23 protein-coding genes are annotated in these 25,666 nt (G+C 66.6%); 10 read left to right on the forward strand and 13 right to left on the reverse strand.

Annotated features, from left to right (window positions below; all coding sequences use genetic code 11):
* Nucleotides 1–9 precede the first annotated feature (9 nt).
* The 4 genes from KF871_RS16870 to KF871_RS16885 all read right to left on the reverse strand — a co-directional run bounded on the left by KF871_RS16870 (nt 10) and on the right by KF871_RS16885 (nt 5,218).
* A complete protein-coding gene (locus KF871_RS16870; protein ID WP_291145187.1) occupies nt 10–1,548 on the reverse strand; it encodes an ATP-binding protein in 1,539 nt (512 codons plus the stop codon).
* Nucleotides 1,520–2,212 (reverse strand): response regulator transcription factor, encoded by a 693-nt coding sequence (locus KF871_RS16875; RefSeq protein ID WP_291145190.1) that lies wholly within the window; start codon nt 2,210–2,212, stop codon nt 1,520–1,522. The genes KF871_RS16870 and KF871_RS16875 overlap by 29 nt, the downstream gene beginning before the upstream one ends.
* A gap of 7 nt (nt 2,213–2,219) precedes the next feature.
* A complete protein-coding gene (gene argB / locus KF871_RS16880) occupies nt 2,220–3,119 on the reverse strand; it encodes an acetylglutamate kinase (protein WP_291145193.1) in 900 nt (299 codons plus the stop codon).
* Between the two features lie 113 nt (nt 3,120–3,232).
* Nucleotides 3,233–5,218, reverse strand: a complete 1,986-nt coding sequence (locus tag KF871_RS16885; RefSeq protein WP_291145196.1) for an SDR family oxidoreductase — start codon at nt 5,216–5,218, stop codon at nt 3,233–3,235.
* 198 nt (nt 5,219–5,416) lie between these two features.
* Between KF871_RS16885 and KF871_RS16890 the strand changes: the two genes are divergently transcribed.
* The 4 genes from KF871_RS16890 to KF871_RS16905 all read left to right on the forward strand — a co-directional run bounded on the left by KF871_RS16890 (nt 5,417) and on the right by KF871_RS16905 (nt 9,732).
* A complete protein-coding gene (locus tag KF871_RS16890) occupies nt 5,417–5,962 on the forward strand; it encodes a phasin family protein (RefSeq protein ID WP_291145199.1) in 546 nt (181 codons plus the stop codon).
* A 64-nt stretch (nt 5,963–6,026) separates the two neighbouring features.
* The gene (locus KF871_RS16895) at nt 6,027–7,238 is read left to right on the forward strand and encodes a patatin-like phospholipase family protein (RefSeq protein WP_291145201.1); all 1,212 of its coding nucleotides are present in this window, start codon (nt 6,027–6,029) and stop codon (nt 7,236–7,238) included.
* 3 nt (nt 7,239–7,241) lie between these two features.
* Complete coding sequence (locus KF871_RS16900) at nt 7,242–7,895, forward strand: TetR/AcrR family transcriptional regulator (RefSeq protein WP_291145204.1); 654 nt, start codon at nt 7,242–7,244, stop codon at nt 7,893–7,895.
* 55 nt (nt 7,896–7,950) lie between these two features.
* A complete protein-coding gene (locus KF871_RS16905; protein ID WP_291145207.1) occupies nt 7,951–9,732 on the forward strand; it encodes a hybrid sensor histidine kinase/response regulator in 1,782 nt (593 codons plus the stop codon).
* Nucleotides 9,733–9,779: 47 nt separating this feature from the next.
* Here the strand turns inward: KF871_RS16905 and KF871_RS16910 are convergent, their stop codons facing one another.
* From KF871_RS16910 to KF871_RS16930, 5 genes are all read right to left on the reverse strand, one after another.
* Nucleotides 9,780–10,568 (reverse strand): GNAT family N-acetyltransferase, encoded by a 789-nt coding sequence (locus KF871_RS16910; protein ID WP_291145209.1) that lies wholly within the window; start codon nt 10,566–10,568, stop codon nt 9,780–9,782.
* Nucleotides 10,569–10,592: 24 nt separating this feature from the next.
* Nucleotides 10,593–11,696, reverse strand: a complete 1,104-nt coding sequence (locus KF871_RS16915) for a M14 family metallopeptidase (protein WP_291145211.1) — start codon at nt 11,694–11,696, stop codon at nt 10,593–10,595.
* Nucleotides 11,693–12,913, reverse strand: coding sequence for a M20 aminoacylase family protein (locus KF871_RS16920; RefSeq protein ID WP_291145214.1), 1,221 nt, complete (start codon nt 12,911–12,913; stop codon nt 11,693–11,695). The genes KF871_RS16915 and KF871_RS16920 overlap by 4 nt, the downstream gene beginning before the upstream one ends.
* A 117-nt stretch (nt 12,914–13,030) precedes the next feature.
* On the reverse strand, nt 13,031–13,558 hold the full coding sequence (locus KF871_RS16925; protein WP_291145217.1) for a DUF6882 domain-containing protein: 528 nt from the start codon (nt 13,556–13,558) through the stop codon (nt 13,031–13,033).
* A 125-nt stretch (nt 13,559–13,683) separates the two neighbouring features.
* Nucleotides 13,684–14,826: an ABC transporter substrate-binding protein gene (locus KF871_RS16930; protein WP_291145220.1), complete on the reverse strand. Its 1,143-nt coding sequence runs from the start codon at nt 14,824–14,826 to the stop codon at nt 13,684–13,686.
* Between the two features lie 135 nt (nt 14,827–14,961).
* Here KF871_RS16930 and KF871_RS16935 point away from each other — a divergent pair, with 135 nt between their 5' ends.
* Genes KF871_RS16935 through KF871_RS16945 form a run of 3 tightly spaced genes read left to right on the forward strand, consistent with a single transcriptional unit; the run spans nt 14,962 to nt 18,440 of the window.
* Nucleotides 14,962–17,013, forward strand: coding sequence for a molybdopterin oxidoreductase family protein (locus tag KF871_RS16935; RefSeq protein ID WP_291145222.1), 2,052 nt, complete (start codon nt 14,962–14,964; stop codon nt 17,011–17,013).
* 14 nt (nt 17,014–17,027) lie between these two features.
* A complete protein-coding gene (locus KF871_RS16940) occupies nt 17,028–18,092 on the forward strand; it encodes an aminopeptidase (RefSeq protein ID WP_291145263.1) in 1,065 nt (354 codons plus the stop codon).
* Nucleotides 18,093–18,104: 12 nt separating this feature from the next.
* Nucleotides 18,105–18,440 carry a polyhydroxyalkanoic acid system family protein gene (locus KF871_RS16945; RefSeq protein ID WP_291145225.1) on the forward strand — a complete coding sequence of 112 codons (336 nt, stop codon included), beginning with the start codon at nt 18,105–18,107 and terminating at the stop codon, nt 18,438–18,440.
* Between the two features lie 39 nt (nt 18,441–18,479).
* Here the strand turns inward: KF871_RS16945 and KF871_RS16950 are convergent, their stop codons facing one another.
* Nucleotides 18,480–18,734, reverse strand: a complete 255-nt coding sequence (locus KF871_RS16950) for an acyl-CoA-binding protein (RefSeq protein WP_291145228.1) — start codon at nt 18,732–18,734, stop codon at nt 18,480–18,482.
* A gap of 100 nt (nt 18,735–18,834) precedes the next feature.
* Here KF871_RS16950 and KF871_RS16955 point away from each other — a divergent pair, with 100 nt between their 5' ends.
* Complete coding sequence (locus tag KF871_RS16955; RefSeq protein WP_291145231.1) at nt 18,835–20,328, forward strand: wax ester/triacylglycerol synthase family O-acyltransferase; 1,494 nt, start codon at nt 18,835–18,837, stop codon at nt 20,326–20,328.
* 36 nt (nt 20,329–20,364) lie between these two features.
* Here the strand turns inward: KF871_RS16955 and KF871_RS16960 are convergent, their stop codons facing one another.
* Both KF871_RS16960 and KF871_RS16965 read right to left on the reverse strand, forming a co-directional pair.
* Nucleotides 20,365–21,147 carry a type III pantothenate kinase gene (locus KF871_RS16960; RefSeq protein ID WP_291145233.1) on the reverse strand — a complete coding sequence of 261 codons (783 nt, stop codon included), beginning with the start codon at nt 21,145–21,147 and terminating at the stop codon, nt 20,365–20,367.
* 42 nt (nt 21,148–21,189) lie between these two features.
* On the reverse strand, nt 21,190–21,858 hold the full coding sequence (locus KF871_RS16965; protein WP_291145236.1) for a helix-turn-helix transcriptional regulator: 669 nt from the start codon (nt 21,856–21,858) through the stop codon (nt 21,190–21,192).
* A gap of 87 nt (nt 21,859–21,945) precedes the next feature.
* Here KF871_RS16965 and KF871_RS16970 point away from each other — a divergent pair, with 87 nt between their 5' ends.
* Both KF871_RS16970 and KF871_RS16975 read left to right on the forward strand, forming a co-directional pair.
* Nucleotides 21,946–23,277 carry a HAMP domain-containing sensor histidine kinase gene (locus KF871_RS16970; protein WP_291145239.1) on the forward strand — a complete coding sequence of 444 codons (1,332 nt, stop codon included), beginning with the start codon at nt 21,946–21,948 and terminating at the stop codon, nt 23,275–23,277.
* Between the two features lie 3 nt (nt 23,278–23,280).
* Nucleotides 23,281–24,267, forward strand: a complete 987-nt coding sequence (locus KF871_RS16975; RefSeq protein WP_291145241.1) for a response regulator — start codon at nt 23,281–23,283, stop codon at nt 24,265–24,267.
* A 32-nt stretch (nt 24,268–24,299) separates the two neighbouring features.
* On the opposite strand, the gene cqsA is transcribed toward KF871_RS16975, so the two are convergent.
* Entirely contained in the window at nt 24,300–25,541 is a 1,242-nt protein-coding gene (gene cqsA, locus KF871_RS16980) for an alpha-hydroxyketone-type quorum-sensing autoinducer synthase (RefSeq protein WP_291145243.1), read from the reverse strand.
* Between the last annotated feature and the right edge of the window lie 125 nt (nt 25,542–25,666).

Here is a 25,666-nt window from a genome sequence, read left to right on the forward strand (position 1 = left end):
TCTGGTTACTCAGGATTGGCGCGGCCTGGCAGGCGAGTGGGTGACCGCATCGAAGCGCACCGACACCCGCAACCCTCGACCATTCAACCCGTCGTCGAACTGCAGCTGGGTGTGGTGCACCCTGGCAATGCCATCCGCGATGGCCAAGCCTAGGCCGTGCCCGCCCGCGGCGGTACCGGGCACGCGGTAGAAACGTTGCAGCACGCGCTCGCGTTCGGCCGGTGCGATGCCTGGTCCATCGTCTTCGACCTCCAGCCACGCGTGTGTCCGGGCGGCGGTCTGGCTCAGGCCGCAGCGCAGGGTGACGCTGCCGCCTGCGGGCGTGTACTTGATGGCGTTGTCGACCAGGTTGATCAACAGCTCACGCAGCAACCAGGTGTGGCCCAGCGTCTGGGCCGGTGCCAGGTCCAGCCCCAGATCGATGTGCCGCGCGCTGGCCAGGTCGAGGTATTTGTCGAGGATGCCTTCGCACAGCTCACGCAAATCGATCTGCTCGAGGCCGGCATCGTCGTCGCGCAAGGCATCGGTGCGCGACAGCGCGAGCAGCTGGTTGGCCAGCTGGGTGGTGTTGCGCGTGGCATCGCGCAAGCGCAGCACCTGTTCGGCCCGCAGGCTCAGCAGGTCGCCCGCGCCCATGCTGCGCGTGGCCTGCGCCCAGGCTTCGACCTGCGCCTGCAGGCCCGCCAGCGGCGTGCGCAATTGGTGCGCTGCGTCGGCCACGAACCGACGCTGGGTTTCGCTCTGTTCGTTCACCCGGGAGAACAGGCGGTTGAGTGCCACCACCAGTGGACGCACTTCGGCGGGCGTCTGCTCTTCCTCGATGGGGCTGAGATCGCGAGGCGAGCGTCGCTCGACCGCCTGCTTGAGCTCGATCAGCGGCTGCAGGGCACGGGCAACGCCCCAGCTGACCACCACGGCCGCCACCACGAACAACAGCAGGTTGGGCAGCAGCACCCGCAGCAGCACGTTGCTGAGCCAGTGCTGGCGCGCATCGCTGCCGTCGGCAATCATCACGATCAGGTCGCCCGCCTCGGTGGCGACCCGTTGGGCCACCACGCGGTGGGTGACACCGGCCTCGACCACGCTCAGAAACTCGGGGTCGTCGGTGGTGGGCAACAGCGTCGGTAACCACTGTGCGCCCAACAAGCGACGGCCTTCGGCGTTGAACACCCCGATGGCCGCAAAGCCATCCCGATCGGACAGGAACTCCTGCACCTGCGGTGCCATGAGCAACGTGAGCTCAGGTGAGCCACCGCCGAGCGCACCCAGTCCGGTGGCGTCGCCTTCGACGGGAACCGCCACGCCGCCCTCACCGCGCCGCGCAATGCGCGAGACCACCACCGAGTCGGCCAGCATCGGCACCAGGCGCAGAAGGCGCTGATCCTGCTGCAAGGCCGCCGTGCCGGCACTCTGGTAGTGAAAGAAGACGCTGACCGAGACGATGATGGCGATGGTCAGCAGCAACATGACCAGCAGGCGGCGCTGCAGGCCGCCAATCATGTCGCGAACGACGGCCCGCTCAGGTGGGTTCGCCGGCACCAGCCGCATCGGCGATCTCCAGCCGATAGCCGAACCCGCGGATCGCGCGCAGGCCAATGCCGGCAGGCTCGAGCTTGGCCCTCAGGCGCGACACATACACCTCGATCGCGTTGGGCGTGATCTCTTTGTCCCAACCGGTGAGCGCGGCCAGCAGCTTGTCCTTGGCCGCGGGCTTGGGCGCCTGCAGCAGCATGTACTCCAGTACCGTCCACTCGCGTGGGCCGAGTTCGAGCGGCTGTCGGTTGAGCAGCACGCGCCGTTGCGCAGTGTCCATCTCCAGCGGGCCGAAGCTCAACACCGCCGAGGTGGCGGCCTGCGAGCGCCGCAGCAAGGCGCGAAGGCGCGCCAGCAGCTCGGGCAGCTCAAACGGTTTGAGCATGTAGTCGTCGGCGCCCAGGTCCAGTCCCTGCACGCGATCGCGCAACGCGTCGCGCGCTGTGAGGATCAGCACCGGCATGGTGAGTCCGCGCGCGCGAATGTGCTGCGTCAGTTCCAGCCCGCTCATACCGGGCAGGCCAATGTCCAGGATGGCGGCGTCAAAGCTCTCGCCGTCGATGGCCTGCTCGGCGCGTTCGGCGCTGCCCACCCAGTCCACCGAATAGCCGGCGTCGGTCAGCCCCAGCTTGATGCCGCTGGCCACCATGACGTCGTCCTCGACCAGCAACAGCCGCATGGTCGGCTCAGTGGCTCTTGATCATGGTGCCGAAGGGCTGGTTGCCCAGCACCTCCAGCAACAAGGCATGCGGCACGCGGCCGTCGATGATGTGCACTGCGTTGACCCCGCTCTTGGCGGCGTCCAGAGCACCGGCAATCTTGGGAATCATGCCGCCCGAGATCGTGCCATCGGCCACCAGCTCGTCGATGCGTCGCGGTGTGAGTTCGGTCAGCAGCTGGCCATCCTTGTCGAGCACGCCGCGGATGTTGGTCAGCATCAGCAGCTTCTCGGCCTGCAGCACGGTCGCCAGCTTGGCCGCCACCACGTCGGCGTTGATGTTGTAGCTCTCGTTCTGGGCGCCGAAGCCGATCGGACTGACGACGGGGATGAACTGATCGTCCTGCAGCGCCTTGACCGCCGCCGGGTCGATGCTCTCGATGTCGCCCACCTGGCCCACGTCGTGTTCGCGCGAGGGATCGGCCTGGTCGGCCAGGCGCAGCTTGCGGGCGCGGATCATGGCGCCGTCGCGCCCGGTCAGACCCACAGCCTTGCCACCGGCCTGGTTGATCAAGCCGACGATGTCTTGCTGCACTTCGCCGGCCAGCACCCACTCGACCACCTCCATGGTCTCGGCATCGGTCACCCGCATGCCCTGGATGAACTCGCCCTTCTTGCCCAGGCGCTTGAGCAGCGTCTCGATCTGCGGCCCGCCACCGTGCACCACCACCGGGTTGATGCCCACCAGCTTGAGCAAGACCACGTCTTCGGCGAAGTCCTGTTGCAGGGCCGGGTCGGTCATGGCGTTGCCGCCGTACTTGATGACCATGGTCTTGCCATGGAACTGGCGGATGTAGGGCAGTGCCTGCGCCAGGATTTCCGCGCGGTCGCGCGGGGCGATGGAGGTGATGTCGGGGTGGTCGGTCATGGCGGTTGGGCGTTCAGCGTGCGGCGTTGAGCGATGGGCGTTGACGGTGGATTCTAGAGACGCTCAAACGCCCATACCCGCTAGCACCAGCACGGCAGAAACTGCACGCCGGCTCAGAAGTGAATACCACGCATCATCTGCTGCATCGCGATCGCCTCGGGCGACAGCTGCGGCTTGGCGCCTTTCTCCCCCTTGGCCGCCGCCGAGTCGGGAAACATGCGAAAACTCGTGTTCATCACGATCTGGGCGATGCGAGGCACCAGCGCGTGCAGCACCTGCCCGGTGATGCCCAGGCGGGTGGCGATGCGCACCGGCTTGTCGATGCAGGCCTGGGCAATCATGTCGGCCGCCTCTTCGGGGCTGAGCGTGGGCACGTTGTTGTAGATCTTGGTGGGCGCAATCATGGGTGTGCGCACCAGCGGCATGTTGATGGTGGTGAAGGTGATGCCCTGGTCGGCAAACTCGCTGCTGGCGCAGCGCGTCCATGCGTCCAGCGCGGCCTTGCTGGCCACATAGGCCGAAAAGCGCGGCGCGTTGGTGAGCACACCGATCGAGCTGATGTTGACCACATGGCCCTTGCGCTTGCCCACCATGCCGGGCAGCAGGCCCATGGTCACGCGCAGGCAGCCGAAGTAGTTGAGCTGCATGGTGCGCTCGAAATCGTGAAAGCGGTCGTAGCTGCCTTCGATGGCACGGCGGATGGAGCGCCCGGCGTTGTTGATGAGGAAGTCCACGCCACCATGGTTGTCGATCAGCAATTGCACGAAGCGGTCGCAATCGGCCATGTCGGCGATGTCCGCCGGGTACGCAATGAAGCTGTAGCCCTTCTGCTTGGCCTCCTTGCAAGCCTCGTCGAGCTTGTCCTGGTCGCGCCCGCAGATCACGGTGATGGCACCGGCCTCGGCGAACTTGTGCGCTGCGGCCAGGCCAATGCCCGAGCTGCCGCCGGTGACCAGCACCACCTTGCCCGCCACCGTGCCCTTCAAGCTGCGGTCGCGGTGCAGGTCGGGGTCGAGGTGGCGCTCCCAGTAGTCCCACACGCGCCAGGCGTAGTCCTTGAGGTTGGGGCAGGCAATGTCGCTGCCCTTGAGGGCCGCGGTGGTGTGGCGGCAGTCAAACCGCGTGGGGTAGTTGACGAAGGTGAGGATGTCTTCGGGCAGGCCCAGGTCCTTCATCACCGCATCGCGCACGCGGCGCACCGGTGCCAACGCCAGCAAGCCTTTCTTGACGCTGCGGGGAATGAAACCCAGCAGGGCCGCATTGACGAACAGGTTCATCTTGGGCGCGTGCGCGGCCTTGCTGAAGATGTCGAGCACATCGCCCACGCGGTAGCCCACCGGGTCGACCAGATGGAAGCATTCGCCACCGCTTCGCTTGCCGTGCGCAATGTGATCGAGCGCCTTCACCACGAAATCCACCGGCACCAGGTTGATGCGCCCCCCCTCCAGGCCGACGCTGGGCATCCAGGGCGGCAGGATCTGGCGCATGCGCTGGATCAGCTTGAAGAAGTAGTAAGGCCCGTCGATCTTGTCCATCTCGCCGGTCTCGCTGTCGCCCACCACCATCGCGGGGCGGTACACCGTCCAGGGCAGTTTGTTCTCGGCGCGCACCAGCTTTTCGCTTTCGTGCTTGGTCATGAAGTACGGGTGGTCGACGTTCTCCGCTTCTTCGAACATGTCTTCGCGGAACACGCCTTCGTACAGGCCAGCGGCCGCGATCGAGGACACGTGATGGAAATGCCCGGCGCCAATGGCTTTGGCAAAGTCCAGCGTGTGGCGCGTGCCATCGATGTTCACCGCCACCTGGCTCTCTTCATCGGCCGACAGGTCGTAGACCGCGGCCAGGTGAAAGAAGTGGTCGATCTGCCCTTTGAGCGCTTTCACATCGTCGGCCGACACGCCCAGGCGTTTCTGGGTCAGGTCGCCATACACCGGCACCGCACGCGTGGGACCCACGCCCCAGTGCTCGCGCAAGGCCGCCACCTTGCCCGCGCTTTCGCGACGGATCAGGAAGTGCACCACCGCACCCTTGCGTTGCAGCAGCCGCGCGACGAGTCGCTTGCCGATGAAGCCGGTGGCACCGGTGACGAAGTAATGCATGGGGGGCTCCTGAGCGTGAAATGGGCAATGGTCGTGCCGATTCTGTTGCACGGCCCCTGGGGCAACATTCCGCAAAAACCCGCGTGCGGATTAGTTGCCCGACCCTACACACGGCGCACGCGCAGGGCCACCATGCGCGCCGTGGGCAGCCCTCGGGTCCGCCCTGCTTTTGCCAACCCCACTTCAGGAGTGCCCCGCATGGTCAAGAAAGTCTCCAAGAGCGGCTCCAGCCGCACCGCCGCCTCGCGCGCCGCCGGCACCTCGCCGCTGACGGGCGCCATCAAGGACTCGGCACAGCAGATCTGGCTGGCCGGTCTGGGCGCCTTTGCCAAGGCCCAGGAAGAAGGCGGCAAGGCCTTTGAGACGCTGGTGAAGGAAGGCCTGTCGATCCAGCGCAAGACGCAGGCCGTGGCCGAAGAGCGCATCAGCGAGGCCACCAGTCGCGTGAGCACCATGGCCAACGAGATCCAGAGCAAGGCCGCCGGCAGCTGGGACAAGCTGGAGAGCCTGTTCGAAGAGCGCGTGGCCAAGGCCCTGGGCAAGCTGGGTGTGCCGTCGGCCCGTGACGTCGAGTCCCTGATGGACCGCATCGACGCGCTGAACGCGCAAGTGCTCAAGCTAGGCGGCGTGGACACCGCTGCAAGCAAGCCGGCGCGCAAGGCCGCACCGCGCAAGACCACGGCCGCCAAGGCCCCTGCCAAGCGCGCGCCGGCCAAGAAGGCCGCTGCCAAAAAGGCCGCTTGATGCCCTCGCCAGGCCTGTTGCAGCGCAACAGGCCTGAAGCGGACCGCCCCCTACACTCGGCCGCATGACCCGACGCCCTCGCCGCGAACACCCGCCACGCATCGCCCTGGCCCTGGCTGGCGGTGGTCCGCTCGGCGCCATCTACGAGATCGGCGCCCTGTGCGCACTGGACGACGCGTTGACGGGGCTGGACCTCAACGCCTGCGATCACTACGTCGGCGTGTCGGCGGGCGGTTTCATTGCAGCGGCGCTGGCCAACTGCATCACGCCACGCGCCCTGTGCGAATCCTTCATCGAAGACCGCCCGCGCCTGGACGGCTTCGATCCAGCCTGGCTGATGCGCCCGGCCTGGGGCGAATTCGCGCAGCGTCTGCGCGCTTTGCCCGGACTGGTTGGCAGTGCCACCTGGGCCTGGCTGGTGCAAGGCAAGGCGCTGTCGCAATCGTTGGAGCGCCTGGGCGCGGCATTGCCCACCGGCGTGCTCGACAACGAAGCCATCCACACCGAGATCGCGCGCCTGTTCTCGATGCCAGGGCGCACCAACCGCTTCGCCGACTTGCGCGCGCGGCTCACCCTGGTGGCCACTGCGCTGGACACCGGCGAAGCGGCCCCCTTTGGCCAGCCCGGCTGGGATCATGTGCCCATCTCGCGCGCCATCCAGGCCAGCGCGGCGCTGCCAGGTCTGTTCCCGCCGGTGGCCATTGATGGGCGTCACTATGTCGACGGCGCGCTCAAGAAGACGCTGCACGCCACGGTGGCGCTCGACGAAGGCGTGGATCTGCTGCTGTGCGTGAACCCCCTGGTGCCCTACCACGCCACCCCCGACGCCACGCACGAGGGGCGCATCCCGGCGCTGGTCGAAGGCGGTCTGCCGGTGGTGATGAGCCAGACCTTCCGCTCGATGATCCATTCGCGACTGGAACTGGGCTTCAAGCAGTACGCGCGCAGCTACCCAGACACCGACATCGTGCTGATCGAACCCGACCAGCGCGACGCCGAGCTGTTTTTTGCCAACACCTTCAGCTACCGCCAGCGGCGAGAGATGGCCGAGCACGCCTATCAGCAGACCCGCGCCTTGCTTCGCCTGCGTGCCGGGCGCCTCGCGCCGCAGCTGGCGCGCCATGGCATCACCATTGACCACGCGGTACTGGCCGATCCGCAGCGCCACCTCATCGACACGCGACAGCGCCCGGCCGACAGCGCGGTGGCCCATCGCTTGCATCACGTGCTCGACGAGCTGCAGCGGCGCCTGCCCGAGCCCGCCCAGAGCGCCTGAGCCATGGCCAAGAAGGCACCACGCCGCACGGCCGAGCGCATCCTCGAAACCACGCTCGACCTCTTCAACCGATTTGGCGAGCCCAACGTCTCGACCACGCTGATCTCGGCCGAACTCGGCATCAGCCCCGGCAACCTGTACTACCACTACCCAGCCAAGGATGAGCTCATCAATTCGCTGTTCGAGCGCTACGAACGCGCGCTCAACGAATTGCTGGGTGCGGCCGACGGTGTGCGTCATGTGGAGGACGCCTGGTTTCTGCTGCACTCGATCTTCGAGCGCATCTGGGAGTACCGATTCCTCTACCGCGACCTCAACGACCTGCTGTCCAAGAACCGGTTGCTGGAGACACGCTTTCAAACCCTGCTCGCGGCCAAGACACGTGCCATCCGCGCCATGCTCGGCGGCCTGGTGCGCAATGGCGCCCTGCAGATCGACAACCGCGAGCTGGAGCCCACCGCCGACAGCATGGTGGTGCTGCTGACCTATTGGCTGAGCTACGAATACGTGCGCGACCCGCGCCGGGCGCTCGAACCCGAGCAGGCCCAGGCTGCTTTGCTGCGCGGCGCACAGCATGTGCTGCACCAATTGGCGCCGTACCTGGAGTCGGCACAACGGCAGCACCTGATGGGGTTGTCGTCGGCGTACCAGCGCTGAACCGCTCCTCCGGATCAAGTGGCGGCGGACCGACCGCCTCCCTTATCCTCATGAGATGCAGCCGCCGGTTGTCCGTGTCGAGCAATTGCGCCACGAGCAGATCCGCCTGCTCGCGCGCAACGTTCCTGCCATGGCGATGGGCTCCACCTTGCTGGGCGCCGGCGCGGTGACGCTGCTGCACCTCGTCGGCCAGAGTCTGGTGCAGGCACTGGTCTGGTTTGCACTGAACACCAGCATCACCCTCGTACGCCTGGCCTTGTCCCAAGGCTTTCTCCGGCGCGAAAACCCCGCGCTGTCGATCGACCGATGGGCCATGCTCTTCCTGCTGAGCTCCGGCCTGGCAGGTGCGTGGTGGGGCGCATTGGCGTGGTGGTTTCTCCACCCGCAGGAGACCGTCAACCTGGCGGTGATTGCGATTGTCCTGATGGGCAGCGTCTCGGGCGCCACCCAGTCCCAAGGGCCCTACTTCGCCTCTCATCTGGCCTACACCTTGCCATGCACGCTGCCTTTCACGGTCCGCTGCTTTGCCTCGGCCGACCCCATCGCCATCACGCTGGGTGGACTGGGTGTGGTGTACCTCGTCATGGCCGTGCTCTTCTCGCTGAGGATCGACCGCACCGTTGTGGAGGCACTGCGACTGCGTCTCGAAAACGAAGCTTTGGTGGCGGAGGTGTCTCGGGCGCGCGATGCATCCGAAGCAGCCAGCCGCGCCAAGACACGTTTTCTTGCCACGGCCAGCCACGATCTGCGCCAACCCATCCACGCCATGGGACTGTTCGTTCCAGCGCTCAAGGCCATGGCCGGCGGCGGACAGATCCTGCCCGCGACACTGATGGCCGTGGCCGACCGCATGAAGCTGGCATTGCAGACCATGAGCCAGTTGCTCGGCCGCCTGCTCGATGTGTCGCGTCTGGACGCCGGCGTGGTGGAAGTGAGACTCCGAAATCAGCCGCTGGCACCGATGCTGCTGGCGGCACTCGATGAAATCACCTCGGCGACGCACGCCAAGGGCCTGGACGTGCGGGTGCGTGAATCGGGGCTGCAGGTGCACACCGACCCGGCGGTGTTGCATGCAATCCTGAGCAACTTGCTGGCCAATGCCGTTCGCTACACCAAGGAGGGAGCCATTCTGGTGGCGGCCCGTCGCCGGGGCGGGCACGTATTGCTGCAGGTGTGGGACACGGGCATTGGCATCGCACCGGACGACCAGGTACGACTGTCGGAAGAGTTCTTCCAGGGGCGCAACGCGCTGGAGACCGGCAATTCGGCACGCGGTTTCGGGCTGGGTCTGGCCATCGCCCAGCGCTCGGCGCAGCTGCTGGGCAGCGAGCTGCGCTGGCGCTCACAGCTCGGGCGCGGCTCGGTCTTCGAACTCCTGCTGCCACTGGCGATCCCTCAAGGCGCAGCACACGCACCGCTCAGCGTCACGCCTGCGTCACCGCAACCTTCACCGACAAAGGAGTCGCTGCTGGTGCTCGTGGTGGATCAGGAGGAAGACATCCTTGCCAGCACGGCATTTTTGCTCAAGGCCTGGGGACACCAGGCCGTGCAGGGGCGCTCGCTGCAGGAGGTAGCCGCCGTCGTGGCGGAACATGGGACGGCCATCCGGGCCGGACTGATCGATTACCACCTCTGCGCCACGGAAACCGGGCTCCAGGTGGCACAGCTGCTGCGTCAGGAAATCCACCCTGACCTGCCGATCGCGATTGTCACCGGCGACACCACCCCCGATGTCATGGCCGCCGTGCGCGGTGCCGGCCTGATCCTGCTGCACAAGCCGGTCCACGCACAAACCATTCAGTCGTTTGTAAACAGCCTGCAAGAGCAGGTTGTTTGACCGCTCAGGACCAATGGTCGTCGGGCATTTGGCGCTCGATCAACCCTTCAGACCGTGAAGCGATTCTCTTGTTGCGTGGCCATGCCACACAGCAACTCCGGGCGATGGCGCACACCGCACGCCTCGACCATGCGCCGCGACGGCTCGTTGCCAGGCGCGACCAGCTCGTACACCGCTGTGGCGCCCAGCAACTGCGCCGCCAGCTGGATGGCGCGGGCGTTGATGTAGACGCCCAACCGACGCCCTCGCTGCGTGGGCGAGACGGCCACCAGGCCCACCCAGGCCGTCTTCTCGTGGGCACTGAACCGGTTGTGCGGCAGATAAGCGTGTGCGCAGGCCACCACGCGGCCCGCGCCATCGAGCAGGTAGGGCGTGGCGGCCGGGCCAAGCTGACCTTGCAGCATGCGCGACGAGAACGGCGCCATCCCCTGCTCCGCCAGAAAGGTCTGGATGGCCACCGCGCGGGTCTCGGGCTCTCCCGCGTCGAGCACGCACTCGGTCAGGCCGTCGGGCAATGGCATTGCAGGCTGTGACCGCAGGGTCGCCGAAGCGTCGGCCACCGTCGCATAAAACACATCCCAGGTGTGCAACTGGCAGCCCAGTTGCGCGAGGCGCTCGGCCAGGGCCTGCCGCTCTTGCGCCGGGCGCAGGCGAAAGCCAAAAACCTGGTCGCGCTGCAGCGCCGATTCGATGACATCCCAGCCCAGCCGCTGCGGGTCGTCGGTGCCACAGAAGCGGCCAGGGTGACAGCAGCCCGGGGTGTCGTAGAGCCAGGTGTGCAGCTCTTCTGCCCGCTGCTGCAGACGGATCTGCTGATCGGTGCCGGCGTAGGCCATGCGCCACCCCAGCGAAGCTGGCTGTCAGCCCGGACCCGCCAGCCCGTCCACGGCCTGAAACATGGCCTGGCGCGCCTGACTCACGATCTGGCCGCGCCAGGCGTCGGTGTCGGTATAGAAGGCGTCCTTCAGGCGCTGGCGGATCTGCGCCTGCAGTTCGGCCGGTGCCTCGGGGTGCTGGTACAGCCAATGGTCGCCGCGCAGTGCACCGATGACTTCGGTGATGGGCACGGTGCCGTACTCCAGCGCGATGCCGGTGTACTCGGCCTGCGGGCACTCGTCGTACACGGCGGCCCACATCATGCCGGTGAGCTTGGCCGACGTGGACGAGCCGTCGTAGATGCTGGTGATGGGCGTGGCGCCATCGCCACCCCACCAGGCGCGCGCGCGCTGAAATGCGGCGGCGTCGTCGCGGCACGCAAAGATGCGCTCGCCCAGGCCGCTGGGGCCCAGGCCGGTGTGCAGGTCGATCCACGCCACGCGGCGCGCGGCCTGGCCATGGTCGCGCAGCATCTGGCGCACGGTGCGGTTGTTCCAGGTGGGTGCCGTGCCACCGAAGAAGAGGCCATCGGCGAACTGGTGCTGACCGGTGGAGACCGCGGCCTGGTACTGGGTCAGGCCATGCTTCGCGATCCAGCCGTTGACGGCAGCCTCGTTCTCGGCCGTCGGCGGCCATTCGGGCGGCAGCAGCAGCGGATGCAGCTCGGCATAGGCAGCGTTGACCGGCAGCGGCTGGCCAAAGTCCTGGAAGTTGCGGTTGAGGTCCACGTTCTCGTGGGTCACCCGGCGCAACCACGAGAACCCATGCGGGTTGAGGGCGTGTACGTACAGAACGGCCACACCAGCGTCGCGTGCTCTGGCGCGCCATTCGGCATCGTGGGCCGCGTGGACCTGTACGCCCGAGCCGCAGAAACCCTCGGCGCCATGGCAGGCACTGCTGACGATCAGCAGCGACTCGGCGTCGGCAGGTCCGTCGACGGCCACATCCATGGCCAGCGTTTCACCTTCGCGCCCTTTGAGGGGGTGCTCATAGCTGTGCAGCGCCATGCCAGCATTGGCGGCCGCGCCCAGGAACTTGACCCGGGCCTGGGCGTAGGTGTCGGAGAAGGCGTTGTTGACCGGAATCACGCAGCACCCCCGGCGCGACGGGGCTGGGCCAGCCATTGTTCGGCCAATCGCACCCAGTAGGTCGCGCCCAGCGGGATGAGGTCGTCGTTGAAGTCGTAGCTGGGGTTGTGCAGCATGCAGGGACCGTCACCATGGCCGGTCTCGCGGTGCGTGCCGTCGCCGTTGGCGATGAAGATGTAGCAACCGGGCTTGGCCTGCAGCATGTAGGCAAAGTCTTCGGCGCCCATGGTCGGCTCCTGCTCGAGCACGCGCTCGGCGCCCACGATGTCGGCCAGCACCTGGCGGGCAAAGGCGGTCTCGTCGGGGTGGTTCACCGTCGGCGGGTAGTTGCGGTTGAAGCGGAACTCGCAGGTGGTGCCGTAGGCGGCACAGGTGTGCTCGGCGATCTCCTTCATGCGGCTTTCGATCAGATCGAGCACTTCGTAGGTGAAGGTGCGCACCGTGCCACGCAGTTCGGCCTGATCGGGCACCACGTTGTTGGCTTCGCCCGTGTGGATCATGGTGACCGAGATCACGCCGGCGTCCACCGGCTTCTTGTTGCGGCTGATGATGGTCTGAAAGCCCATCACCATCTGGCAGGCCACCGGCACCGGGTCGATGCCGTTGTGCGGCATGGCTGCGTGGGCGCCTTTGCCTCGGATGGTGATGGTGAAGTCGTTGCTCGAGGCCATGACCGGACCAACGCTGGCCGCGAAGCTGCCGGCGGGCAGGCCGGGCCAGTTGTGCATGCCGAAGGCGGCTTCCATCGGGAACTTGTCGAACAGCCCGTCCTTGATCATTTCGCGCGCGCCGCCACCGCCCTCTTCGGCCGGTTGAAAGATCAGATAGACCGTGCCGTCGAAATTGCGGTGCTGCGCAAAGTGCTGGGCCGCGGCCAGCAGCATGGCGGTGTGACCGTCGTGGCCACAGGCGTGCATCTTGCCGGCGTGGGTGCTGGCGTGGGCAAAGTGGTTGTGCTCCTGCATGGGCAGGGCGTCCATGTCGGCACGCAGGCCGATGGCGCGACCGCAGGCGCCGCCGTCGCGCCCGTGCACGATGCCCACCACCCCGGTAGTGCCCATGCCCCGGTGCACCGGGATACCCCATTCGGTGAGCTTGGCCGCCACCACGTCGGCGGTGCGCACCTCCTCGAAACACAACTCGGGATGGGCGTGGATATCGCGGCGCACCGCGGCGATCCCGGCGGCCTGAGTGACGATGGAATCGATGAGCTTCATGTCCGGTGTCCGGTTCTTGAAACCGGGCATGGTATCGGTTTGGCGCCCAGGGAAACCAACCCTGGGCGACATCACCGGCCCCGGCGCGGGTGAATGCGAGGCTCCATGCAGGGGCGGTCAGGGTTTGGCAGGGTGGATGTCGGTGATCACCCAGTACCTGAGCAGCTGACCCTCGTCATCGGGCGCCCGGTACATGCCTTTGCCGTCGAGCAGCCAATGGGCGATGGCCACCATGTTCTGCGCGTCACCGGTGTCACCCTGCCACCGTCTGGTGGTGAGCTGCTTGAACCCTTGCGACTGCCCCACCTCGCGGACGATCGACAGGGGCTGGCTCAGATGCTGAGGCACACCTTTGTCAGCCCAACCCCACAGCCAGGTATTGCTGCGCAGCGAAAACGAACCGACGTACACCACCTTGCCGACCAGGCCTGGCTCCCCACCCGTCGACAGCACGATCTCGCTGTTGCGCCCGGTGATGTCGAAGCGCTCGTATCGGCCGGCCTGGTGCTCTTCGATGAGCACGCGTTGCGCCTCCCGAAGCGCTGCGTCGCTGACGTCAATCAGCTCGTCCCAGGTGATCTCGGCGGCCGCCGCCAACAAAGGGACGACCAGGCTCAGCGCGGCAAAGACTTTGGGGATGTTCATGGTTGGGCGACGCCATTCAGACAGCACCCAAGAGTACGCATTTGCTGGTGGGCTCGCCCCATTTGTAAGACGAACAACCTCATTGTCGCGACCAGCGACAGTCAACGGGGGGCAGCGGTGCGGCTTCAGCGGCGGATGCGCCCGTCTTCGGTCAGCAGCGTCAGCTCGACGAACTTGGAGCCGGTGTGGTCGTTGGGGCCGAAGTCGATCGGGAAGCCCCCCAGGTCCACATTGCGCAGGGTCTCCAGCGCCGTGATGAAGGACTCACGCGACACCCCACGCCCGGCGCGCGTGAGCGCTTCGCAAAACACCTTGGCGGCCACGAAGCCTTCAATGCCGGAGTAATTGGGTGCACGCCCCTGCTTGGCACGCACCGCCGCCAGGTACTCGCCCGACAAGGCCGTCACCGGGCTGTAGGGGAACGGCATGACCTGGCTCACCGCCACGCCGCGTGCGTCCTTGCCCAGCTCGTCGAGCAAGGCCTGCGTGCCCACGAAAGACACGTTGTAGAGGTTGCCCGCGTAGCCCGCCTTGCGCGACGCACGGATGAAAGCCGCACAGGACTTGTAGGCGCTGATCTGCACGATGGCCTCGGGGTTGCCGGCCATGATGGACTTGATGGCCTCGGCCACGTCCACCGTGTTGCGCTCGACGGTGCCGGTGGAGGCCGGCGCCAGGTTGGCGGCCTTGAGCGCGCGCGTCACGCCTTCCAGGCCGGCCTTGCCGTACGCGTCGTTCTGATAGAAGACCGAGATCCGCTTGATGCCCACCAGCGTGAGCTGGCGCACGATGGCCGCCGTCTCGTCAAAGTAGGACGCGCGCACGTGGATGGCATAGCGGTTGAACGGGTCGCGCAGCGACTCGGCGCCGGTGAACGGGGCCACGAAGGGCACTTTGGCCTGGGTGGCCAGCGGCAGCGCCACCACACTGGTGGGGGTGCCGATGTAGCCGAACAGGGCAAACACGCCTTCGCTGATGAACTGCTTGGTGTTGGCCACACACCGGTCGGGTTCGTAGCCATCGTCCAGGCGTCGCAGCTCGATGCGCCGGCCGTTGATGCCACCCTTGTTGTTCACCTGCTCGAAAAACAGCTGAGCGCCCAAGTGAAACTGCAAACCCAGTTGCTCGGCCGCGCCGCTGAAGGGCGCCGACTGACCCAGCACCAGGGTGGTGTCGGTCAAACCGGCCACTTGGGCGCGCGCGCCGGTGGCTACCAGGGAAAGCGCGGGCGCGGCCACCGCCGCCGCCATCAGGTCTCGTCTTTTCATCGATGTCACCTCCACGGGCTGGTACACCCGAGGGGTATAACCAGCGCTTCATATGTTCAGGTGACATACCCGCCGAACGGTGCCGGCCGCGCCCTGGGCGCGCCGACCTATGATGCCGACGCAACATCCCCCGCCATGAATCAAGATTCCGTCATCGTGCGCGGCGCCTGCCCGCACGACTGCCCCGACACCTGCGCCTTGCTCACCACCGTGGACAACGGCCGCGCGGTGCGGGTGCAAGGCAACCCGGACCACCGGCACACCGGCGGTGTGCTGTGCACCAAGGTGTCCCGCTACGCCGAGCGCACCCACCACCCCGAGCGGGTGCTGCACCCGCTGCGCCGCACCGGCCCCAAGGGCAGCGGGCAATTCGAGCGCATCTCCTGGGAAGCGGCGCTCGAAGAGATCGCTCGTCGTCTCGGCGCCATTGCCGAGAGGGACCCCGAGGCCATCGTGCCCTACAGCTACGCGGGCACCATGGGGCAGGTGCAGGGCGAAGGCATGGCCGCACGCTTCTTCCACCGCTTGGGCGCCTCACTGCTCGATCGCACCATCTGCGCGTCGGCAGGCGGCGAGGCCCTGATGCAGACCCTGGGCGGCAAGATGGGCATGAAGGTGGAGCATTTCGCCGAGGCCCGACTGATCGTGATCTGGGGCAGCAACAGCATCGGCAGCAACCTGCACTTCTGGAAACTCGCCCAGCAGGCCAAGCGCGACGGCGCGCGGCTGGTGTGCATCGACCCGCGCCGCACAGAAACCGCCGACAAGTGCCACGAACATATCGCGCTCAGACCCGGCACCGACGCCGCGCTGGCGCTGGCGCTGATGCACGAACTCGTCGTGAACGACTGGCTGGACCACGACTACATCGCCCGCCACACCCTGGGCTGGGATGCGCTGCGTGAGCGCGCGCTGAAGTGGCCACCCGAGCGAGCCGCCGCCGTGTGCGATGTGCCGGTGCAGCAGATTCGCGACCTCGCACAGGCCTACGGCACGACCCGCCCCGCCGCGATCCGGCTGAACTACGGCATGCAGCGGGTGCGCGGCGGCGGCAACGCCGCGCGCGCCATCGCCTGCCTGCCGGCACTGGTGGGGGCGTGGCGGCATCGGGCGGGTGGGCTGCTGCTGTCTTCGTCGGGCCAGTTCCCGGTGCAGAAGCAAGCCCTGCACCGACCCGATCTGCTGGCCGGCAAGACACCGCGCACGATCAACATGAGCACCATCGGCGACGCCCTGCTGAGCGATGCATCGCCCACCTTCGGGCCACGCATCGAGGCCGTGGTGGTCTACAACAGCAACCCGGTCGCGGTGGCGCCCGAATCCGGCAAGGTGGTGCGTGGCTTCGCCCGCGAGGATCTGTTCACAGTGGTGCTGGAGCACTTCCTCACCGACACCGCCGACCACGCCGACATCGTGCTGCCGGCCACCACCCAGCTCGAGCACTGGGATGTGCACGCCAGCTACGGCCACACCGACGTGTTGCTCAACCGCCCGGCGATCGCACCACTTGGGCAATCGCGCACCAACACCGAGATCTTTCGCCAACTGGCCAGGCGCATGGGCTTTGACGACCCGTGCTTCGCTGAAGACGACCTGACGCTGTGCCGCACGGCGTTTGGCGACACCATCGACTTCCAGCAATTGCTCGACACGGGCTGGGTCACCCTGCCGGTGCCCGAGGCGCCATTTGCCGACGGCGGATTTCCTACGCCATCGGGCCGTTGCGAGTTCCACAGTGCGCGCCTGGCGGCCCAGGGCCTGGACCCGCTCCCCGACTACCTGCCGAACGCGGAACCTGCGGCCACCCACCCGGCCTACCCGCTGGCCATGATCTCGCCACCCGCGCGCAACTTCCTCAACAGCAGCTTCGTCAATGTGCAGAGCCTGCGCGACATCGAAGGCCAGCCGGTGCTGGAGATGCACGCCGACGATGCCGCCCCGCGCGGCCTGCGGTCGGGCCAGATGGTGCGGGTGTTCAACGACCGGGGTGAGTACCGCTGCGTGGTCGACATCTCCACCCGTGCGCGACCGGGTGTGGTCAATGGTCTGGGCATCTGGTGGCGCAAGCTCGGGCCCGCAGGCACCAATGTCAACGAGGTGACCAGCCAGCGCCTGACCGACCTCGGCCGTGCGCCCACCTTCTACGACTGCCACGTGCAGGTCGCAGCGGCGGAGGCCACCGGTTGAGGCGCCCTTTGGCTCTGACCCTGGCACTTGCCCTGGGGTTGGTGCTGACCACCGCGGGCTGCGCCCGCACCCAGGGGGCGGGCTACTACTGGCAATCGCTCACCGGCCATGCCGAGCTGATGTGGCGCGCCCGTCCGATCGACGACTGGCTGGACGATCCCCACACCCCCGATGCGCTGCGTCAGCGCCTGGCCCTGGCCAAGCGCATGCGTGCGTTCGCCGTGACTGCCCTGGACTTGCCCGACAACGCCAGCTACCACCGCTACGCCGACCTGGGGCGGCGCGCCGCGGTCTACAACGTGGTGGCGGCACCGGCCCTCTCACTCAAGCTGCAGACCTGGTGCTTTCCCGTGGCCGGTTGCGTGGGCTACCGGGGCTACTACCACGAAGGCGACGCACAGACCTTCGCACGCAGCCTCGACCCTCAGCTCGAGGTCGCGGTCTACCCGGTGCCCGCCTATTCCACGCTGGGCTGGATGAACTGGGCCGGCGGCGACCCACTGCTCAACACCTTCATCCAGTACCCGGAGGGTGAGCTGGCGCGCCTGGTGTTTCACGAACTGGCGCACCAGGTGCTGTACGTCAAGGGCGACACCGCCTTCAACGAGTCGTTCGCCACTGCGGTGGAACGCCTGGGCGTGCAGCGCTGGCTGGCCGAGGCCTCAACGCCCGCGGCCCGCGCCGAGTACCTTGCCTTCGACCAGCGACGCCAGTCGTTTCGCCGGCTCAGCGGCCAGCTGCGCTCGCGGCTCCAGGCCATATACGACGACCCGGCCCTCAACGACGCGACCAAGACCGAGCGCAAGCACGCGGCCATGGCCGGGTTCCGGCACGACTACGCGCAGCTCAAGGCGTTCTGGGGCGGCTATGCGGCGTACGACCCCTGGGTGGCGCGCGTGAACAATGCGTTGCTGGGCTCGCAGGGCGCCTACGACCAGTACGTGCCGGCCTTCGAGGCCTTGTTTGCCGCGCAAGGCCACGACTTCGCCCGCTTCTATGATGCGGTGCGTGCGCTGGCCGAACGCCCCGCCGCCGAAAGGCTGGCCGCTCTGCAGGCACTGACACCCGCCCCCCGATAACAGGAACCCGCCATGGCAGACATCCACATCGAGCGCGATCACAGCCTGGGCCTGGCCGCGGCCCGCAAGATCGCCTGGCGCTGGGCCGAACAGGCCGAAGAAGAGTTCGACATGAGCTGCACCTACGAAGAAGGCACCAAGGCCGACGAGGTGCAGTTCAACCGGTCGGGTGTCAGCGGCTGCCTCAAGGTGGACGGCGAGCGCTTCGTGCTCGATGCCAGGCTTGGCTTCCTGTTGGGCGCCTTCAAAGACCGCATCGAGGCCGAGATCGTCAAGAACCTTGACGTGCTGCTCAGCAGCAAAAAGCCCACGGCCAAGAAGGCTGCTGCCAAAAAGAAAGCCACCTGAAAACACAGGTGGCTTTGCGCCCAAGAGGGGCGGGAAGGCTCAGCTCAGGCTGTCGATCAGGTCGATGTACTGCTGCATGGCGTCGTCCGACGATGCGCCCTTGAAGCCGTTCCAGGCGTCCCATTTGGCACGGCCGACCATGTCACCGAAGCCGGGCTTTTTCTCGGTGTTGTCGCCGGCGGTGGCCTGCTTGTAGAGGCCATAGATTTTCAGCAGCGTGGTGTTGTCGGGGCGCTCGGCGAGCTTCTTGGAATTGGCAACGGCGGCGTCGAATCGGGCCTTGAGATCGGACATAGGGTCTCCTGAGGGTGTGCGCTGGATGGGATGGCGGTTTGTCCCGGTATCTTACGAAGGCCGACGCACACAGAATAGAGAACCCACCCGAGGAGTCAGCATGGACCACCGTCTCGCCGCCGTCACCCAGGCGTTGAGCAGCGCGATCGGCCTGGAAGGCGAGCGCATGAGCAAGGTCGACACGGCCTGGCTGCGCATGGACACACCCACCAACCTGATGATGATCGTGGGCGTGTGGGTGCTCAAACCGGCCATCTCGCGCGCTGCGCTCGCCGAGCGGGTGCGCGAGCGTTTGTTGCCCTACAGGCGCTTCAGGCAGATGGCACGCGAAGACGCCGCGGGTGCGGCCTGGGTGGACGACCCCGACTTCGATCTGAACCGCCATCTGGTCACCCACCGCCTCAAACGCACCAAGGGTCAGAGCGAACGCGCGGCCCTGCAAGCGCGCGTGGCGGCGCTGGCCATCGAGCCGCTGGACCACGCTCATCCCCTGTGGCGCTTCGAATTGATCGAGCACTACGACGGCGGCTCCGCGCTGATCGCCCGCATTCACCACTGCATCGCCGATGGCATCGCACTCATCGGCGTGATGATGAGCCTGGTCGACGGCGGCGCCCTGCCGGCACCATCCAGACAAGGCAAGGCCGCGCGCAGTGGCCTGGATGGGGCCGAAGACTGGCTGGCCGACACGCTGGTTCGCCCTTTCGGCGACATCACGGCGCGCGCACTGGATCTGGCCGGTGGCGGTGCCGCCAAATCTCTGTCGATGATGGCCCACCCCCAGCAGACCCTGGGCGGCACCCTGGACCAGGCCATGGATGTCGCCCGGGTCGGCACGCAACTGGCCACCGACCTCGCCACGCTGGCCCTGATGCCCGACGACGCACGCACCCGGCTGAAGGGCACACCCGGCGGGGCAAAGGCCGTGGCCTGGTGCGAGCCCATCCCACTTGACGCCGTCAAGGCCATCGGCAAGGCCTTCAATGCATCGGTCAACGACGTGCTGCTGGCGTGCGTGGCTGGCGCCCTCGGCAACTACCTGCGCGCACGCGGCGATGACACCGACGGCCAGGAGATCCGGGCCATGGTGCCCATCAACCTGCGTCCCATGGAAGAAGCCTGGAAACTGGGCAACCGCTTCGGCCTGGTGCCACTGCTGCTGCCCATCGGCATCACCAACCCGATCGAGCGCCTGTACGCCGTTCGCGCGCGCATGAACAGCCTCAAAGGCAGCCTGCAACCCTTGCTGACCTTTGGTCTGTTGAGTGTGGCCGGTCTGTTGATCAAGCCGGCGCAGGACGCGCTGCTCAACTTGTTTGGGCGCAAGACCACCGCCGTCATGACCAACGTGCCGGGGCCGGCGAAGAAACTGCAGGTTTGCGGCAGCACGCTGGAGCAGACCATGTTCTGGGTGCCGCAGACAGGCACGGTGGGGCTGGGCGTGTCGGTGCTGAGCTACGGTGGCGGCGTTCAGTTCGGTGTGATCGCCGACACCGCTCTGTGCCCGGATCCGCAAGCCATCATCGACGGCTTCACGCCCACCTTCAACCAGTTGCTGGCGCTGACGCTGATGCTGCCCTGGGGGCTCGAATAGGCAGGCACGCAGGCCTGGCCGATCGCATGGCGATGCTCAGCGTTCGGCGGCGCTGAGGTTCAGGCGGCGATTGGCGATGTGCAGCAAGCCATCGAAGATCAGGCTCTCGACCAGTTCGACCTCGGTCGACATCGAAGGGGCCATCTTCCAGCCGGCACCACCAGTCATGAAGACCACTGGCGGCTCGCCACAGTGCTTCGTCAGGTTCTCGACCATGCGTTGCACCGCGCCCGCAATGGCAAATGTGCCGCCACTGGTGAGGGCGTCGCTGGTGTTGGTGGGGAAGTCGCGCACCTCGCCGGTCGGCACGTGCAGGCCGGCGGTGCCAGACTCCAGCGCACGCAGCATGATGCCGTGACCCGGCAGGATGATCCCGCCCAGGAACTTGCCTTGCGTGTCCACCGCCTCGACGGTGACGGCCGTACCGACCATGACCACCACGCAGGGCCGCGCGCGCCCGCGGGCCAGAAGGCGCTGACGCGCACCGATCATGGCCACCCAGCGGTCCGAGCCCAGCCGGGCCGGGTGATCGTAGCCATTGGTCAGACCCGCCTCGGCATTGCCGGACACCACCCACTGGGGTGTCACGTCCCACATTTCCAACTGCTCTTCCACCCGGCGCTTGACCGCATCACCGGCCACCACGCAGCCGAGCACCCAGCGCGGCGACGGCAAGCGGCTCCAGTCGCCGTCCTCCAGTGTCTCGATGTTTTCCAGGAACTGGGCCCCGTGCGTGATGAGCCGGGCACCGACGCGGGGTTCGTCGTACAGGGCCCACTTCAAACGCGTGTTGCCGACATCCAGGGCGAGAAAAGCCATGGGGCGCGATTATGACCAAGCCGTGTCGGCTGGGGCAGCCCTTCAGATCAGGCCCAGCCAGCAGGCCCGTTGCACGGCCGCCAGCTTGTTGTCGGTCTGCAGCTTGGCCATGGCGTTGGCCAGGTGGTAGTTGACCGTGCGCTCGGACACTTCCATGCGCTGCGCCGTCTCGCGTGCGGTCAGGCCCTCGAAGGCCAGGTTGAGACACTCCAGCTCGCGCGGGCTGAGCGCCACGCGCTGCTCGGCCAGCGCACGCTTGAGCATGGGCCAGATATTGAAGGCCGACCAGGCCAGGGTCGCGGCTTCGGACCGACCGCCGAAGGCACGCGGACTGAACATGAAACATTCGAACGCGCGGCCGGCCGGCAGTGGAAAGGACACGCGCACCAGGCTTTGGTGCCCATAAGCCAGAAACAGTCGGCGCCAGCGACTGGTCTGCTCCGATGCCGACTTGGCGATGTCCTGCCAGGCCACCAGGGGGGCGTCGCTCTCGCGCCAGCTCGACCCGAAATCGCGGCTCTCGGCCAAGGCCTCTGCCGCACCCAGCACCTTGGGCGGGTGGGCGGCCAGCACATCGCGCTTGTCGCGCGGCCCGAGCGGGTCGGGACCCAGCACCACCAAGGCATCCACGCCCTGTTCCTTGAGCGCGCACAACCAGTCCGCGAGGATGCTGTCCACGCTGACACTGTCAAAGTTGACAGGGAGGGTCATGCACTTATCACCGACACTGGGCGCAGAATGCGCGCAGCCGATAGTGCCAAAGACTCAATGGCAGGGCATGCGGCATCACTGGAGACCATGTTGCGGCTGGACCGGTTGCAGTTGAAGAACACGATGGCGCGTTGGCGCCAATGGTGGCGCGACGAAGTCGTCGATACGCCGATGGAGCCCATTCTGCACCCATCGTCGCGCCGCCTGTGGTGGATTGGCATCTTCACCTTCGGCGGCCATATGCTTTTTTTCATGATTTGGTCGAAAGCGCTGCCGCAGCCCTACGAAAACCTGCTGGCCCGCCTCTTCATGGCGTTCACTGCGCTGATCTATCTGATGCCCAGCCTGCGGGCCGACCCGACGTCTGCACCCAGCGGTCGTTTGTTCACCCTGGCCACCTGGATTCAGTTGCCCTGGTTCTTCAGCTGGATGTACTGCATGAACGGTGGCAACCCGGTCTGGCTGGGCAGCGTCGTGGCCATGGTGCTCATCTACTACCACGCCACCGACTGGCGCCTGGCCACGCTGGGGCTCATTTCCGGGGGCCTGGCGGGCGGCGCCAGCGCGCACTTGCTGGGCGCGCCGCCTGACCTGGCCGATCAACCCATGGCCAATGTGGTGGTGATCGGCTTTGCGTGGTCGATGGGCCTGATGCTGGGCCTGTCCAGCGCCAACCTGCGGCGCGCCCGCCTGATCAACACCTTGTCCACCATGGGCGTCATGGCCCATGAACTGCGCACGCCATTGGCCACCGTCAACCTGATGGGTGACGTGCTGCGCAACCTGTCGCAAAACGACGTCAGTGACAGCAAGCGCAAGAAGTTCGAGGAACTCGCCACCCGCTTGCAGAACCTGGTGCGCAGCATGAACCGACAGATCGACACGCAGATCTCCAACGCCCAGCTGCTGCGCCTGCCCAGAGAGAACATGCCGATCCAGGCCGCCGACCTGGTGCACGAAGTGGTCTCCAACTTTCCCTACCGCAGCTCAAGAGAGCGCGACTGTGTGCGCGTTCAGATACAGCAGGACTTCGTGTTTCTGGGCTCGCGCGCCATGTTCGCCCAGGTCATCGTCAACCTGCTCAAGAACGCCTTGCATGCATTGGCCTCTGCCAGCCATGCGCCGCAGCCAGGCGACCTGCGGGTGGACGTCGGCATCCACCACGGCAAAGGGCGCATTGCCGTGTCCGACGATGGCATCGGTATTTCCCACGAGCTGCAGAGCCGCATCTTCGAACCCTTCTATTCCACCCAGGCAGGTGCCGGCAACGGACTGGGCCTGACGTTCTGCAAAAACGTTGTCGAGGCCGCGCACGGCCGCATCAGCGTGCACTCCGAGCCTGGCCTCGGGGCCGTGTTCATGATCGATCTGCCCTTGTCCCGTGCGTCCGCGACGGTCGCTGCGCCACCCACCCCCTGAGCCATGGCACTGACGCTTTCCCTGTTCCAGCGCCCCGGCGCCGTCCTGTTTCTCGACGACGACCCGGACTACCTTGAAATGCTGGGCATGGTGGTCCCCGGTCAAACCCAGGTCGAGCTGTACGCGCGGCCCTCCGGGTTCCTGGCGCGGATGCAGGCCGAGCCCGCCCACTGGGAGGCCGACGCCGCCCAGCAATTGCAGATGATCGAGCGCTGGCGCCAGGGCCAGGCGCTGATCCCGCAAATCCTGCGCTACTGGGCGGCGCGGCCCGAGCGCTATCGACTGGCCAAGATCTGCGTGGTGGACTACGCCATGCCGGGCACCGACGGCCTCAGCGTCTTCAACACCCTGCTCGACTGGCCCGGTTCACGTGTGCTGCTCACCGGTCAGGCCGACGAGCAGATTGCCATTCAGGCCTTCAACAATGGGCTGATCGACCAGTTCGTGCCCAAGCAGGCCACCGACATCACGCGCCACCTGCTGGGCGTGCTCAAGCGGTTGGCGCAGGCGCCGCATCCGCGGCTCAACACCATGTGGCGCGGCGTGCTGCGGCCACACCAGGTGTCACTGCTGCAGATTCCGTCGGTGGCGCAGTGGTTGCGTGACTACACGCACCACCACTGGGTCGAGTACGTGGTGATCGGCGAACCGTTCGGTTTGCTGGGGATCGATGCCGACGGTGGCGTGCAGTGGCTGCAGCTGGAGCCCGCCGCCAGTCTGGGCGACCTGGCTGAGCTCGCGGCCTCAGCGGCACTGGGCATGGACGTAGTGCAGGCGATCCGCGAGGGGCGCCGCCTGGCCGCGGTGGAGCTGCACCAGCAGCTTGGGCTAGGCGGATCGGTGCGAACCAGCGCCGCCACACCCATTGGCGAAGACGGCCTCCTCATGGCGGCGGTGTTTTCGTTGGCCGCGACCGACCTGCCGCAACCCATTTATCCGTACCGCAACTTCCTGCAGGAAGAAAACCACCGCAGCGTGCAGGATCACTGACCCTGCGGTGGTCTTTCGGACGGATCGCCGGATCAGTCGGCGGCCACCGCGCGGGCGCGGCGGGCAATCGGCCAGTCCCAGGGCTTGACGATGGGTGCCACTTCCGCCAGCACAGCCTCGATGTGGTCGAGTTCCGCATCGGTGAGCGCTGCGCTCAGCGTCAACCGCACCATGGCGCGGTTGCGGCTGGTGGCCGGCGCACAAAAGATTGCGCCGAACACACCCCGGGCTTCGAGCTCATCGCGCAACTGCATGGTGGCCAGCTCGGTGCCCGCCTCCAGCGCAATGATCTGCTCGGAGCCCTGGTGAATGGGATACCCGAGGTCGGTGATGTGCTCGCGCAGGCGGCGGGTGATCGCGAACAAGCGCTCCCGTTGGGCGTCCGCTCGCTGCAACACGTCCACCGTGGCGCGCAAGCCCGCGACCTCGTGCGGCAACAGGCACGAGCTGAAGATGTTGGGAAAGCTGGAGCTGAGTACGTAGTAGCGCATGCTGGCCGGCATGGTGAAGAACCCTGCCCTGCCCGCCATGGCCTTGGCCAGACTGGCCGAGATGAAGTGCACCCGGTTGGTCAATCCAAGCGCCGCGCACAGGCCTGCGCCATTGGGGCCATGGGTACCCAGCGAATGCGATTCGTCCACCAGGATCATGGCGCCGTGTTTCTCCACCACTTCGACCATTTCGAGCAGGGGACACAAGGCACCCGTGGTGCTGTAGACCGAGTCGACCACGACCACGCCCGGGCCCTTGCGCGCGAGCACGCGATCCAGGTGTTCGGGGTCGTTGTGGCGGAACACGTGCGCCTGGGCGCGCGCGGCATGGGCACCTTCCCACAATGAGGTATGGGCCATGGTGTCCAGAAACACCGGGGTATCGGGACCCGCGATCGACTGCAACAGGCCGACGTTGGCGGCGTAACCCGACTGGCACACCAGCACATCTTCCTTGCCCACCCATTCGGCCAGGGATTGCTCCAGCGCACGCGAGGGATGTTGCTGCAACAGGAAGACGCCCGACTGGACGACGAATTCGCTGCTGCGCGTCAGCGACGCCACTTGAGCACCGACGATGTCGGGGTGCCCGGTAACACTCAAGTAGTCATTGCCATCCAGGCGAACGGCGTTGGGGCCGGGCTGGCTGCCGTGCAGCACGAACTTGCCGCCCCAGTCTCCCTGCCAGCGGGGCATGAAGTCGCGCTCGATGCGGGCGCGCAAAGCGGGATTGAGGGCGGGCTCCCGAACCACCGCACGATCCACCGTTCCCAACGATTCCATGGAGTTCTCCTAGAAGGACAAGAGACTCCATTGAAAAAAAGAATGTGTGATGTTTCGCACGAACCCTGTCAGAGTTGACAGGGGTTGTGACGCTTTCGACTCAAGTTTCGGCTTGTCCAGCCGAC

Source organism: Hydrogenophaga sp., assembly GCF_019635465.1.
Taxonomy (GTDB): Bacteria; Pseudomonadota; Gammaproteobacteria; order Burkholderiales; family Burkholderiaceae_C; genus Hydrogenophaga.